Raw genomic sequence first — 13,397 nt, 5'->3', positions numbered from 1 at the left:
AACATGAGATACAATTACCACGTTGGATAGCCTCACCTAATCGGTGGGGCTTTTTTGTATCCGCTATTTTTATCTTCCTTTAAAGCGCCAGAGCTTTCTCTTTTACGAGATTAGCCGGCGCTTTTTTTATACGTGTTTTTCAAACGGTTGAGGTGGCTATGCCAGAAAAAGATCCGAATGGTTATAGCCTACTGGCCTATGCATTGTTCATTTTGGTGGCTTTGTGGGGTGGTGTTGTGACTTACGTAATTAACCTTCGTCGCAGTAGTGCATCGTTTGTGTTTCGTGATGCCTGCATTCAAGCGTTTATTTCTGGCTTTGTTGGTGTGCTGACTTCGTTGTTGTGTTGGTACATTCAAGCGCCCATTCCACTGGCTGGCTTTTTAGCTGGCATGAGTGGCTACATGGGTACCAAAGCGCTGACCTTGTTTGAAACTCGCACGTCAAAGATTTTGAGTGGTGAAAAGTAATGTCTCAGTTTTATTTAAGCAAGCGCAGTTTAGACCGTTTATCGGGTTGTCATCCTGATTTGGTGAAAATGGTTAAGCGAGCGATTCAATTAACACCTGTTGATTTCACCGTGTCGGAAACCGTCCGCACGGAAGAGCGTCAAAACGAGCTTTACTACGGCACACCAAAGAAAACATGGACTCTTAACTCTAAGCACTTAATTCAAGAAGATGGTTATTCACATGCTGCAGATTTAGTGCCGATTGAGAATGGTGAATGTGCGTGGGATAAATGCCCGTTAGTGGCTGAAGCCATGTTTAAAGCTGCGGAAGAAGAAGGCGTGCAGATTCGTTGGGGCGGTGATTGGAACCAGAACGGCTCAAGTAAAGATGAAGTGCAACGGGGGAGTTATGATGGACCTCATTTCGAGCTTCTTTAGTGGCACCTTGGCAAAAATTGCCCCGATCTTGTTTTTGCTGTTGTGCTTTAGTTTGGCTGCCAATTACTTACAAGAAAGCCGAGCTAATACGTTGAAAGTTGAAAATCAACTTATCAAACAACGCATGGGTGATGTGATTGCTGAAAATCAATCGCTATCTGCCATGGTGGAAAAGCGCGAACAAGAGCGCGATGCCAACCAAGGCTTGATTGATGTATTGAATCAGCAGAACCATAAGCTGCAACAGCAAGCCAAACAAACTCAAGTGCAAGTTAAAACGGTGATTCAGCATGAAAAATGTTACGACACTGCTATTCCTAATACTGCTATTGAGCGGATGCGCGAGCAATACTCAAGTAGTGACGCAGTACAAAACGGTGGAACGAACACCGCCTTCCGCTCTGATTAGCCCTTGCTTGCGTCCATTTGATTCTCCGCCTCAAACCTATGGTGAGGCGGTTGAGCGTGATCCGGTTTGGCACGCCAGCTGGCGAACGTGTGCTAATCAAATTCAGCAACTACGCCAGTTCTATGGCATTCAGTAAATTCATTTCAGTTTCGGGCAGGTGATGCACTTGCACATTTGGGTGGTCGTCCACCGTATCAATATTCATCTGCCCGTTTTTTATATCTATGTTTATACCTAGAGGGGTGTGCGCGTTGGTTCCTCGCCGTCTGATACGTTAGCTATGACGAACGTCCTTACTTCCGAGCGCGTAGCGTTTTTAGTCTTTCTGAAAAACACAGAATCAAAAAGGGACAAGTCACCGTTTAATCCACGGACATGATGTAACGTCAGCATTGGCGACTCTTTGAGGATGGCGTGACAGCTGGAGAGACAGCGTCATTACTTATTAATAACGGATAGGGCGCAATGAATAATGAAAAACGACTTTGGAATACCACGGAGTTAGAGCAGTTTGGTAAACATCGTTCGACTATCCGTAAGAATTTAAAAGCGGCTGGCATTGAGCCTACCGCATTCAAAGGTGCAACTCCGCTTTATGATGTGGTGCAAGTGGCGCCGTATTTGTGCCAGAGGCCAGTGAAAGAGTCTGATGCACCCGATCTCATGGGGTTTAAAACAGCGGCAGAACTTCGCGCTTACATTCAAGCTCAGACCGAAAAGTTAAACCTGATGGCGGCAGCTGGCGAAACCATTTCAAAAGTAGAACATGAACAAGAGATGGGGGCGCTGATTGGTTCCATTAAAACGTTTAAAGACAAAGTCATTACACGTATTGAAACCGCGATTCCTAATGTCAGCACACACCAATTAGAAGAGTTAGATCGCCTGCTTGATTTTGATTTGGGGGCGTTGTCTGAACAGATAAAACAAGAGTGAGGACGATATGAGTATCACTACTTTTGACCCTCGCTTAGGTGTGCAGTTTGCCGATGCAGCGCAGATTCGCAGAGATTTAGCGTATTTGTGTAAGCCGACATCGAAAACCCCCGTTGAAGCGGCCGATGATGGACTGTGGATCTCGGATGGTACCGATGCGGTGAAATTCTTATCAAGCCAAGTCCCCTACATGCGAGAGCCATTAAACAGTTTATCGCGTCGTATTTATGAAGCCGAAATTTTAATGGGGCCCGCGCGGAGCGGTAAAACCAAAGCCTTGGTGGAGGGGTGGATTAATTATACCGTCACTCAAGCACCGGGCGACATGTTGCTGATCTATTCCACCAAAAAGAAAGCGGAAAGCATTTCTAAAAAGGATTTGTCTCGCAGTTTTTTGGCAACGCAAGAGATTAACAAGCTCAGAACGGGGCGAAAATCAGACGACACTTTAACGTATAAGCACTTTTTAAACGGCATGAACTTGAACTTAGATTCTGCCACTGAATCGAGCTTATCGGCGGAAACGTTCCGTTATGCAGGCATTTCCGATTATGACCGTGCTGATGATGGCATTGGTGAAGAGGGCAGTAAGTTTCGTCTGTTGCTTAAACGTATTCAGAACGCGAAAAGCTCTGGTATGGCAATGGCAGAAAGTTCACCTGGTCGTGTTGTTCGTAACCCTGTACCGGATGAAAAACTAGGTCCACACGAAGCACAACCTTGCGGGGGCATTGCGCAGCTTTATAACCAAGGCGATCGCCGTCGGTTTTACTGGTTGTGTCCTGATTGCAACGCGTGGTTTCAGCCTCTTTTTGAAACGCTGAAATGGAATGAAACGGTTGAGGACTTACAGCAACGCGCGAAAACTGCCGTGTGCGAATGTCCTCGCTGTTCTCACCAAATCACTGAACAGCAAAAGCAAGATTTAAACCTAATTGGACGTTGGTTCAGAGAGGGGGAAGTGGATCAATATGGCGAGCAGGTATGTGATGAGTCGTTGATTCGTCAATCTAAGTGGGCCACGTTCTGGTTTGAAGGTGTGGTGGCGAGTTATCAAAGTTGGGAAAACCTAGTTTACAACTATCTCACTGCACAAAAGATTTATGACGAAAGCGGAGATGAAGATTCGCTGAAATCGTTTTTCAATGTCGATGTTGGCAGACCCTATATTCTGCAAACTCAAACCAATGAGGTGGGCGCACATGAACTGCAAGAGCGTGCTAATCAAAGTCCTTATGATCGGTCTGTTATTCCTATGGGCGGTCGTTTTCTTATTATGTCTATTGATGTTCAAGGCGGTAAGTCTAATCCACGCTTTATTGTGCAAGCTCAAGTCTTTGGTGAAGGTTTGCAAAGATGGGTTGTGGATCGCTTTGAAATTCTTACTAACCCAAATCGTAATAATGAAAGGGTAAACCCTGCCGTTTATGCCGAAGATTGGGATTTGCTGATTGAGCAGGTCATGAAGAAAACCTACCCATTGGCGGATGGTTCTGGCCGTGTGATGAAGCCGTTTTTAACCTTGTGTGATTCTGGCGGTTCCAGTTCTTTAGGTAATAAGAAAGGTAACAAAAATGCGACGGAAGCGGCAAGCAGCGTGACCGATCAGGCTTATCAATTTTATAACCGGCTTAAAGGTAAAGGCTTACAGCACTTATTCCGGTTAGTAAAAGGCGGCAGTAATCGTAATCAAGAAAACTTGGTGAAAGAAAGCTTCCCCGATAAGCGTTCAAAACTGGCGCATGGTGAAATCCCACTGCTTATTTTGCATACCAACCGATTGAAAAACCGTGTCGCGGCCAGTTATAGCCGTGTTGAATTCGGCTCGCGTTTCTTTTGGCTGCCGAGCTGGGCCAGCCGTGATTGGTTTGATGAACTCACCGCTGAATTCATTAATGAAAACGGTGATTGGCAGTGTCCTGAGAAAACGCGAAATGAATCATTCGACTTGTGTTGTTATGCCGAGGCAGGCATGCACTACAAAGGTGGTGATGAGATTAACTGGGATAACCCTCCGCATTGGGCGCAAGAATGGCAGTTGAACAGTAATGTAGTCGATGCCGATCAAGCACCTGTTTTCGAGCGTAAAAAACGCAAGAGATACAATCACTCAAAAGGTATTTTCGGATGACGAATAGAGAAAGACTGCAGTTTTATTTAGACGCCGAAAAGCGAATCTTATTGAGCCAATCGGTAGAGACTGCCGATGGTGAAAAGCTCACCTTGGCGAATTTAGCCAGTGTGCAAAATGAGATTAAACGCCTGCAGAATTTGATTGCCAAAGAGGGCCGCTGTCGTGGTGTGATCAGGAGGAACTACCTTGAGTAAATCCCGAAATATTATTGATCGTACTATTGGCTTTTTTAACCCAGTGGCAGGAATTAAACGAGCCGAAGCACGAAAACTTTATAACCGTTATACCGCTGCACTGCCTGCAAACCCTCATACTAAAAAACGCAATCCACGCTCAACCCAAACCGCTAACCAGTTAAACAAAGACGCTAAAACCCTAATGCAACGGGCTCGCCACATGGACGAGAACAATCCGTTTGTGACGGCGATTTTAGATGAGCTTTGTGCCAACGTGGTGGGCGCGAATGGGATCATGGTGGAGCCGCAGCCGCTTGATAAAAATGGTGAAGTGCATGTGGAGTTTGCACAAGCGATCACCAAGTGGTTTGAGCTGTATTCACTGAATCAAAACATTGATGGTGAGTTAAGCCGAGCAGAAACCGAATGGCTGTGTGCACGTACCTGGTTGCGCGATGGTGAAGTGTTTGGCCGTATGTATTCCGGTTATATACAGGGGGTTGAGTACCCAACTAAAACCCCGTTTGCTATTCAGCCCTTTGAGCCGGATTTTATCCCTTATCACATTAGTGAGCCGGAACGCGGACAACTGGAAGGCATTACCCGAAATAAGCTTGGGCAGGCGATCAGCTATTTGATTCAAAAGAACTCGCTTGGGTTTGATTTTGTTGAAGTCGATGCTGAACAAATGCTGCATCTTAAATTCACTCGCCGTTTGCATCAAAACCGTGGTGTGTCTTTGTTGCACTCAACGTTAGATTTAATTGCGGATTTAGAAGATTACGATCAGTCAGAACGAATCAGCGCACAGATTGCTAGTCGATTCAGTTACTTCATTAAGCGTGACGCCGCCGGGGGTAACGATGGCGGAGATACTTTAGAGCGTGACGGTGATTTGTTCCTTGGTATGGGTAACAGCTTTGAACTGGCACCCGGTGAAGATGCCGGCATTATCGAAAGTAACCGCAAGGAGTCGATGAGCTCACCGTTCCGTGAATCTCAAATGCGCCTTGCCAGTTCTGCTAGCGGCGTGAATAACAGTGCGGTGACGCGCCATTACGATGGCAGTTATTCAGCGCAGCGCCAAGAGCTGGTCGATAGCTTTGCACGGTACCGTATTTTGCAGCGCAAGTTCGTCACCAGTTGGACACGTCCGCTTTACCGCAAGGCATTACAAATTGCTTTGCTCAATGGCGAGTTACGTGTGCCTAAAGAGGTCGATAAAGACACGATTCTTAATGCGATTTATCAAGCGCCTGTTATGCCTTGGATTGACCCTGCCAAAGAAATGGTGGGTATCGAAAAGGGTACACGACTTGGCCTGAACTCTCTTAGCTCGTATCAGCGAGAGCGTAACATTAACCCATTGGCTACCCGCCGTGAAATTCAAGCAGAACGCACAGCGATGAACGATATGAATATCGTTTCAACTGCCGATCCTGCCAATAATGTGGCGAGTGAAATCCAGTATTCATCTGAAAATGATGAGTCTAAAAAATCGAAAATAAGGTATGAAGGAGGCGATGATGCCTAAACCTAACCAATCGAGTAAACCTAAATCGTGGTACACGTTGAAAAACGAAGGTGAGGGCTCGCCAGTCAAAGTTTGGATTCACGGTGTTATAGGCGCCTATGAAATTGAAGCCATTGATTTAATTCAGGCATTGCAAGAAGTTGGTAGCCGTGATGTTGAATTTCGCATTCAAAGTCCCGGCGGCAGTGTGTATGAAGGCTTGGCTATGTATAACGCCATTAAAGCGCACAAAGGTAAAACCGTTGGCGTAGTTGATGGAGTGGCAGCTTCTATTGCTTCCTACTTTTTGATGGCCTGCGACACGATTCAAATGCCTGAAAACGCTACTTTGATGATTCACAACCCAATCATTGGCGCTTGGGGCGATGAAGATGAAATTCAAAGTGCTTTAACTCAATTACAAAATGCAAAGCAAACCACTGCAGAGGCTTATGTTGAGCGTAGTGGTAAAACGCTTGATGAAGTGCTTGAAGCTATGGATAAAGAAACATGGTTTACCGCTCAGCAAGCATTGGAATTTGGTCTTGTTGATGAGGTGATCGATGCGGTCAATCTCTCGAATTGCCTGAAAGAGATTGAAGCCGATTCCTTGAAAGCGTTTAAGCACCCGCCAAAAGAATTGTTAAACCAACTCGAACCCGTTGAAAGTGAGCCTGTTCCTGAGCAGGAAAACCAACCGGATGACATCCCTTTAGCTGCGAGCGCAGCATCTTCTAACTCCGTTCCGACCGCTAACGCGCAAGACGAACAAACATCACAGGTAAGTAACATGCCAAAACCAAATGAAAACCTTGAACTGCAAAACGCAGTGAAGAAAGAAAATGCTCGTCAAGCGGCTATTCGTGCCTTATGTGCGCAGCATAAAGTCAATGATGAGCTGTTAAATGAAATGCTTGATGACATGGAATGCACTGAAGAACTTGCAGCGAAAAAAATTCTTACTGCATTGGGTGAATATTCTGGCGCGGGCACGCGTAATATTCCCGACAACTTAACCAATACCGCTGTGCATGCAGGTAACGGTAATCTACTGAAAGACTCACTACAAAATGCTCTGAATGCTCGTTGTGGTGTGGGTGAAGTAGAAAAAGGTAACCCGTACAAGCTTAAGTCATTAATCGATATGGCTGAAATTGCCGTCGGTAAAGATGCGAAGCTATGTTCAACTAAATCCGAATTGGTGGCGCGTGCCTTTAATACCGGTGACTTTGCGGAAATCATTACCGAATCTGTTCGCACAGTCATGCGTGATGAAGCGAAAGTGCGTGCACCTCTGTGGCGCGAGCTGGCCAACACGGAAAACTTACCGAACTTTAAAGAAACCGATCTGGTGATGGTGGATGATGCGCCTGATCTGATGGCAGTTTCGGAAGATGGTGAATACAAACAAGCCATCATTAAAGGTTCTGGTGAAAAAATTCAGCTGGCGACCTTTGGCCGTGAAGTGGCGATCACTCGTCAAGCGATCATCAATGATGATATTGCTTTGCTTTCTAAGCTACCGCGTAAGTTTATGCAATCGGGCTATCGTTTGTCTGACAAACTGATGTTCAATGCGATTCTGGCGGGCAAAATGGGCGATGGTAATCCAGTGTTTCAAGCTGGTACTGCGAAGAAGTGGGGCAATCTTACAACGGGTATTGCCGCTGGCGATTACCAAGCATTGATCATGGCGTTGCATAAATCGTTTGCAACAGCCACAACCAGTGAAGGCGATGCGTTAGACCTACGTGGTGAATTCTTGCTAGCCAGTCCTGATCACGCTTCGATGCTTGAAGCGGTTCTAAACACGGCCAGCAAGCCGGATGAATTTAACCCAGCTTACAAGAAGTTCCAGCAAGTGATTGAAACCGCTCGCATGAACTCGGTAAACGGTGCGATTGGCTTAACGTCGAAAGATTTTGACTCCGTCATCATGGGCTTCTTGGATGGTCAAATGGACCCGTGGTTAGAAACGGGTGATGGTTTCACCTCTGATGGTGCGAAGTTCCGCATCACTTATGACATCACTTCGAAAGTGATTGATCGCCGTGGTTTAGCTCAAGCGACCTTTGCTTAGTTAGAGTTTTAAATTCAAGTAGTAAATAGAATAAGCAAGCATGTGATGTGCTTGCTTTTTTGTACCTAATTTTGAGAGATAAAAATTATGCATATTGCAGAAGGTAAAAAAATTGTTATTCAAAATATGGCGGTTGCTATTAAAAAAGATATTCCAGTGCAATATGGAAATCTTGTTGTAGTACCTAATTATGATCTTGAAGCCGGGGAAACAGGTACTGCTCGTTGGACTGGTTTATTCGATGGCCCAATTAAAGAAGGTGATGCGCCAATGTTTGTTGGTGAGCATGCGTTTTTTGATGCCGCGGATAAGTCTTTCTCTAAAACCGCTCCGGCCGATGGTGTAACGATTCCGGTTGGTGTGTTTATTGATGGTGGGGTGTTGCTGACAGGTGAGTTAATCCCACCTGCAGAAGCGCCAGCTGAATAACCTAAAGTAGGTGGTTTATGAGTTATTTTTCGCAAGCCCGTGAGATGTTGAAGCAATCTATTCTCGACAACTTTGGTGACCCACAGGAGGTTCAAACCGTTGATGGTGTGGTACCTGTGGTTGGCTATGTGAAATGTATGGAAGAAGATACCACCAAGATCTTCACTTTCTATACCGATGCTCATTTACCACCTAAATCTACCTTGGCTTATAACGATAGTGTTTATGAACTGTCGTTATCTGCTCAGCAAAACGGTAAGTCGAGCCGTAGTAATAGCCAGATTATCCGTGAATACATCATGAACCCTCAATCCGCGGCGGTGCAAAATGGCTGGTCTGAATACCCAGATGACGATTGATACTGAGTTTGTTCAAAAGCTCGCACAATTCCCTAAGTTGATTTCTCAAGCTGCACGTAAGGCCCTTTCAAAAACCAATACATGGTTACGTTCCGTAACGATGGCCGAGCTTGGCTATGAGTTAAAGATTGATTCTAAGGCGATGAAAAGCCGTTTTCGTGTTTATAAATCTGGGCACATGACACGGCTGTGGATCGGTATTAATGATATTGCGGTTCACCGCTTGGGTAAGCCAGTGCAAAAAGCCAATGGCGTTGAAGTCGGTGACCACTTTTTCGAGAAAGCGTTTATTTCGCCTATGAACAGTGACGAACTGTTGGTGTGGCGCAGAACGGGCAAGCAACGTAGCCAAATTGAAATGGTGAAGTTGGATATAACCGATGAAGCCGAAGAAATCATTGGTAGCTACGCGCCAGAAATTAACCGCAAATTCAGAGAGTATTTTCATGTCGAATTCCAACGACTCCTTGCCAAGTCCTGATCAATTTCGCAGCCCGAGTGAATGGGTTTTATATGTGGTTGGGCAACTAAAGCAGCGTTTAAATATCGAATTAGATTCTGCCTATGTGCGTGAAGGAAAAGAACCCAAACAGACGTACTTTGCTTATCAGGTTGGTGATTCAGGCGTACTCAATCAACGTGGTAATGATGGCCGAAAACTGCATGAAATTGAGTTGCGTTTTCTGGTGTACGTTCCATTGGCTGTCCCCAACTTTGATCTTGAAGCGTTAGATGCTTCGACCCGTATTGAACGTGAGTTTGTTGATGAGTTTTTAGGCATTGGCAATAACGCAGAAGAAACGCGATTAGTGTCCAACCAACCTCGCAAGTTTGACCCTAAAATGGGGGTGTTTCTGCGCACTGTTGTTGTCCAGCAGCGGATTTATATGGGCGAAGTGGACGATGAATTTATGGAGCTTGCCGGAGGTGAGTTAAATGTTACTGAGCCAAGTGATAAAGAATCTGTTTGAGCGGCTTAACTCCCTAGAAGATGAAATGCTCAAAATGGCGGAAGAAATGGAAGAAAACCGCCGTGCTTCTTCCAATATTGTTCGCCTTGGTGTGGTTATCGATGCCAACGCCAAAACGGTGAAAGTGAAAACAGGTAAGAACTTCGCGAATAACATTCCATTTTTTGTTTTTGCGGCTGGTCGTGTGTCGCACTACCGCAGGCCGAGCGTGGGTGAGCAATGCGTTTTGCTTAACCTTGGCAGTGGCGACAACCTGAATAATTCTGTGGCCTTGATGGGCTTACCTTCTAATCAATTCCCTTGCCCAACAACGGCAGAAAACCAAGTGATGACCGATTACGGCAATGGCATGACAGAGGTTTATGACCTTGATGCTGGATCACTCACCGTTAATTATCCCGGTGGTTACAACATTACTGCCGATATTACTCATATTGGTAATGCAGAGCTAACAGGCAATACCAACCGAACCGGTGACTTGATTAATACTGGCAACATTGTGAGTACCGGTGGCTTTAATCATTCAGGCGCGTTCGCAGTGACACCGGGTGGTTCAGGTTCTGTGCCGATCTTTAGTGGCGGCATGAACATTACTGGCGGTGATGTGAAGGTGGATGGCATTTCTGTGAAGTTCCATATTCATATTGATGCAGAAGGTAGACCAGTTGGTAAGCCTCAATAGCGCCTCTAACTAGTGAGTGTACTTATGATTGGTATAGACCCTCATTCCGGCTTTGAACTTAATGATTCTCGCTTATTGCAACGTCGATTTGAACGAGTGTTGACAACCCAAGTGACGAGCCGAATTAAACGCCGTGGTTTTGGTAACCGAGCGATTGAACGGTTAGGTAAAAACCAAAGCCCAGATGAAGCCTTGATTATTCAAAACCTGAGCCTTGAAGCGGTCGCGCTTGAAATTAATGGGCTGACGGAATTTGATGCGACAAGTTGTGTGGTGACCTCACGAACTAACGGTTTTTTAGTGACTATGTCCGGCAGTTGGAAGGGTGAGCCGCTTGTTCTAAAGGCAGAGCTCTGAGCCGCCTAAAATAGTTAAAGAGATGAATTATGTCAGTACCTCAAGCCTTTACGGTTCCCAATTTTGAAGATCTATTTGCTGAGTTTAAACAAGCAGCAGTGGATTACGTTGCACAGACCGACAGTGAAAAAGCAGCAGATTTAGAACAGGCGTTTGCCAATGAATCTGAATTGCTTTCTCAAGTAACGGCGTCTTTCATTATCAAACACCAAGCGATGCTGCGGGAGCAGAACTACTGGGCATTGCAGATGTTTCGCAAGTTTGTGACTGAAAGCGATATGGTGGATTTGCTTGCTATGCAATACGGCTTAACCCGCCAAACGGTGAAAGAGGCCAATGATTCGGTGTTTCCACCTGTTGAAGCTGAAATGGAAGGTAATGAAGATTTACTGCGCCGTTTTGATTTAGCGCCTTATCAATTCCACACCACCGGCACACGGCAAGGTTACCAGTTTCATGCTTTAACTTTGGATGCTCGCCCGTGGATTACCATTGAATCGGAAGAGTCTGCGGTCACTATGCGCTTTGAATTTCCAACCGATCAGCAACCTGTGCCAGTGAAAGATGCTGCTGCGCGAATGTTAGAGCCAAACACTGGCAAAGTAGAAGTGGCGATTTTGAGCCGTGAACAAGCTAATGGCACCGCAAGTGAGGCGTTATTAACGCGTGTTTCTGATTATTTGAATCGTGATGATATTGCGCAAGAAAGTGATGACATCACCACGAAATCAGCCACTCCTGTGAATTATACCGTGGACGCGGTTTGTTATACCGACGGCGACCCGAAAAATGATGTCAGCCAAGAAGATGCAGTGACCGCAGTGCAAGCTTTTGTTGATTCGGCCCATAAGTTAGGCGGGCGAATTGATCGTTTAGAGCTTGGACATGTGCTTTATGACTTAGGTTACAGCCGCGTTGAATTGACTTCACCTGCAGCGGATGTGGTGTGTGAATGGAATGAAGCGCCGTATTGCACGGAGATTAAAATTAATGTCCAGCCCCAATAATTACCAAGCGAAAGATTTTCAAGATAGACTCTTTATTTCCGCCCAACCAGAAAACCGCACTGTTATTGAAGAGGCGCTGGAGTTCGCCTGGCATAACATGCTTACCAAGGTTGAACAGCCTTACCCTGATTTAAAGCAACCGCTCTATACCAAGAAAGAGTTTATTAACTTGTTGGCAGCTGAACGTGGCGTTCTGGACTGGCAACCGAGTGATAACGAACAGCAACGAAGAGAAACCACGGATAAGGGATTTGATATTCATCGCAAAGCAGGCACGCGCTATGGCTTGCGTAATTCATTGTTGCCGCTTGGTATTGATTCGACAGTGAACAAAGGCGAGCTGCCATATTCGTTGGTGGTTGATGGCAAATTATCCGAACAACCATTAACCGCTGAAACCTCACAGCGCATGAACGCCCGTTTAACGTCGTATAAATCAGAGCGTGACAGCATTGAGTTAACGCTTTCTCGTTCGAACAACGGCGCAGAAGTGAAAGGGGCGATAGTGCAAGCTGCCAAGTTTGTGCATGTGTTTGCGGGTGTTCCTAAACCTCCAGTTTCTTATGGTTCTAATCCACGCTTTGGGTTTGTGCAGTCGGAAAAAGTAATCCGTGTTTCTGCCGCTGAGCAGTAATCTTCCCTTATTTTTAAATAAAGAGTTTTTATATGGCTGACTTACGCTGTTACTTAACCACGGCAGGTATTGCTGCGGAAAATAATGCAAAGCAATTCGGTTCTACACTCAAAATCACTGAGATGGTTTTCGATGGTAGTTATTTGGCCGATGAGCAAAATCCTGAAAACCTAACAGAAGTGATCAACCCTGTTTTAACGGTACCTTGTTCTACATCGATTAGCGATGATGAGCAGACGTTAACTTTTAAAGGATCGATTCAAGTTGAGCAGGGCGGTTTCAATGTTTGGGGTATTGGTTTAAAAACCGAAGATGGCACGCTTTACGGTTATGCACGTTCTAAAGGCGATAAGATTCTCACTGAAGATGAAGGTGCCACTGAATCCATTCGCTACGCGGTGGACATTATCACTAAGAACGCAGATGTGATTGAGATTAAGATCAATCAATCGACTGTGTATGCCGATTTGGAAGACGTGGATAATGCGATTAAGGCGCATGAGACGAAGCCGGATCCTCACGAGCAATACGCAAAATCAGCCACAGCCCAAATGCTCCCATACAACCCAAACCGCACCTACAAACAAAACGAAACCTGCACCACATTCAACGCAGTCACAGGCGAACTCGAAATCTGGACATCATACGCCCCAACAGACAACACAGGCAACGACCCGCAAGACCCTGCCAACCGACATGATGAATGGCCGAATTTCCCAACGCCGTGTTGGTGGATAAAACACCACGCCGTCGAGCCGGGCACGCCAGTTTATTGGTTAAGCGATGACATTCCAGAAAATGCGCTGCAAATCATGGATACA

17 protein-coding genes are annotated in these 13,397 nt (G+C 45.7%); all 17 read left to right on the top strand.

Annotated features, from left to right (window positions below):
• Positions 1–158 precede the first annotated feature (158 nt).
• Positions 159–470: a phage holin family protein gene (locus ACK5MF_RS15350; RefSeq protein WP_416923454.1), complete on the top strand. Its 312-nt coding sequence runs from the start codon at positions 159–161 to the stop codon at positions 468–470.
• Entirely contained in the window at positions 470–889 is a 420-nt protein-coding gene (locus tag ACK5MF_RS15345) for a M15 family metallopeptidase (protein ID WP_416923453.1), read from the top strand. The genes ACK5MF_RS15350 and ACK5MF_RS15345 overlap by 1 nt, the downstream gene beginning before the upstream one ends.
• Entirely contained in the window at positions 861–1,298 is a 438-nt protein-coding gene (locus tag ACK5MF_RS15340) for a DUF2570 family protein (RefSeq protein WP_416923452.1), read from the top strand. The genes ACK5MF_RS15345 and ACK5MF_RS15340 overlap by 29 nt, the downstream gene beginning before the upstream one ends.
• A 465-nt stretch (positions 1,299–1,763) precedes the next feature.
• Positions 1,764–2,234 (top strand): hypothetical protein, encoded by a 471-nt coding sequence (locus ACK5MF_RS15335; protein WP_416923451.1) that lies wholly within the window; start codon positions 1,764–1,766, stop codon positions 2,232–2,234.
• A gap of 7 nt (positions 2,235–2,241) precedes the next feature.
• Positions 2,242–4,365, top strand: coding sequence for a terminase gpA endonuclease subunit (locus ACK5MF_RS15330; protein WP_416923450.1), 2,124 nt, complete (start codon positions 2,242–2,244; stop codon positions 4,363–4,365).
• Positions 4,362–4,562: a hypothetical protein gene (locus tag ACK5MF_RS15325; RefSeq protein ID WP_416923449.1), complete on the top strand. Its 201-nt coding sequence runs from the start codon at positions 4,362–4,364 to the stop codon at positions 4,560–4,562. The genes ACK5MF_RS15330 and ACK5MF_RS15325 overlap by 4 nt, the downstream gene beginning before the upstream one ends.
• Positions 4,555–6,078: a phage portal protein gene (locus tag ACK5MF_RS15320; protein WP_416923448.1), complete on the top strand. Its 1,524-nt coding sequence runs from the start codon at positions 4,555–4,557 to the stop codon at positions 6,076–6,078. The genes ACK5MF_RS15325 and ACK5MF_RS15320 overlap by 8 nt, the downstream gene beginning before the upstream one ends.
• Complete coding sequence (locus ACK5MF_RS15315; RefSeq protein WP_416923447.1) at positions 6,071–8,137, top strand: ClpP-like prohead protease/major capsid protein fusion protein; 2,067 nt, start codon at positions 6,071–6,073, stop codon at positions 8,135–8,137. Before ACK5MF_RS15320 ends, ACK5MF_RS15315 begins: the two co-directional genes overlap by 8 nt.
• Before the next feature lie 87 nt (positions 8,138–8,224).
• Complete coding sequence (locus ACK5MF_RS15310) at positions 8,225–8,566, top strand: capsid cement protein (protein ID WP_416923446.1); 342 nt, start codon at positions 8,225–8,227, stop codon at positions 8,564–8,566.
• 17 nt (positions 8,567–8,583) lie between these two features.
• Positions 8,584–8,925: a hypothetical protein gene (locus ACK5MF_RS15305; RefSeq protein ID WP_416923445.1), complete on the top strand. Its 342-nt coding sequence runs from the start codon at positions 8,584–8,586 to the stop codon at positions 8,923–8,925.
• On the top strand, positions 8,894–9,406 hold the full coding sequence (locus ACK5MF_RS15300) for a phage tail protein (RefSeq protein WP_416923444.1): 513 nt from the start codon (positions 8,894–8,896) through the stop codon (positions 9,404–9,406). Before ACK5MF_RS15305 ends, ACK5MF_RS15300 begins: the two co-directional genes overlap by 32 nt.
• Positions 9,372–9,896, top strand: coding sequence for a hypothetical protein (locus ACK5MF_RS15295; protein ID WP_416923443.1), 525 nt, complete (start codon positions 9,372–9,374; stop codon positions 9,894–9,896). Before ACK5MF_RS15300 ends, ACK5MF_RS15295 begins: the two co-directional genes overlap by 35 nt.
• Positions 9,862–10,578 (top strand): phage baseplate assembly protein V, encoded by a 717-nt coding sequence (locus ACK5MF_RS15290; RefSeq protein ID WP_416923442.1) that lies wholly within the window; start codon positions 9,862–9,864, stop codon positions 10,576–10,578. The genes ACK5MF_RS15295 and ACK5MF_RS15290 overlap by 35 nt, the downstream gene beginning before the upstream one ends.
• Before the next feature lie 24 nt (positions 10,579–10,602).
• Positions 10,603–10,935, top strand: coding sequence for a phage baseplate protein (locus ACK5MF_RS15285; RefSeq protein ID WP_416923441.1), 333 nt, complete (start codon positions 10,603–10,605; stop codon positions 10,933–10,935).
• A 29-nt stretch (positions 10,936–10,964) separates the two neighbouring features.
• A complete protein-coding gene (locus tag ACK5MF_RS15280; protein WP_416923440.1) occupies positions 10,965–11,942 on the top strand; it encodes a baseplate J/gp47 family protein in 978 nt (325 codons plus the stop codon).
• On the top strand, positions 11,926–12,576 hold the full coding sequence (locus tag ACK5MF_RS15275; RefSeq protein WP_416923439.1) for a phage tail protein: 651 nt from the start codon (positions 11,926–11,928) through the stop codon (positions 12,574–12,576). The genes ACK5MF_RS15280 and ACK5MF_RS15275 overlap by 17 nt, the downstream gene beginning before the upstream one ends.
• 32 nt (positions 12,577–12,608) lie before the next feature.
• On the top strand, positions 12,609–13,397 hold a 789-nt coding region (locus tag ACK5MF_RS15270), incomplete at its 3' end, for a phage tail protein (protein ID WP_416923438.1).

Source organism: Vibrio sp. (assembly GCF_047973365.1).
Taxonomy (GTDB): Bacteria; Pseudomonadota; Gammaproteobacteria; order Enterobacterales; family Vibrionaceae; genus Vibrio.
The sequence above is the reverse complement of the archived record's forward strand: the minus strand, read 5'-3'. Positions and strand labels throughout refer to the sequence as shown.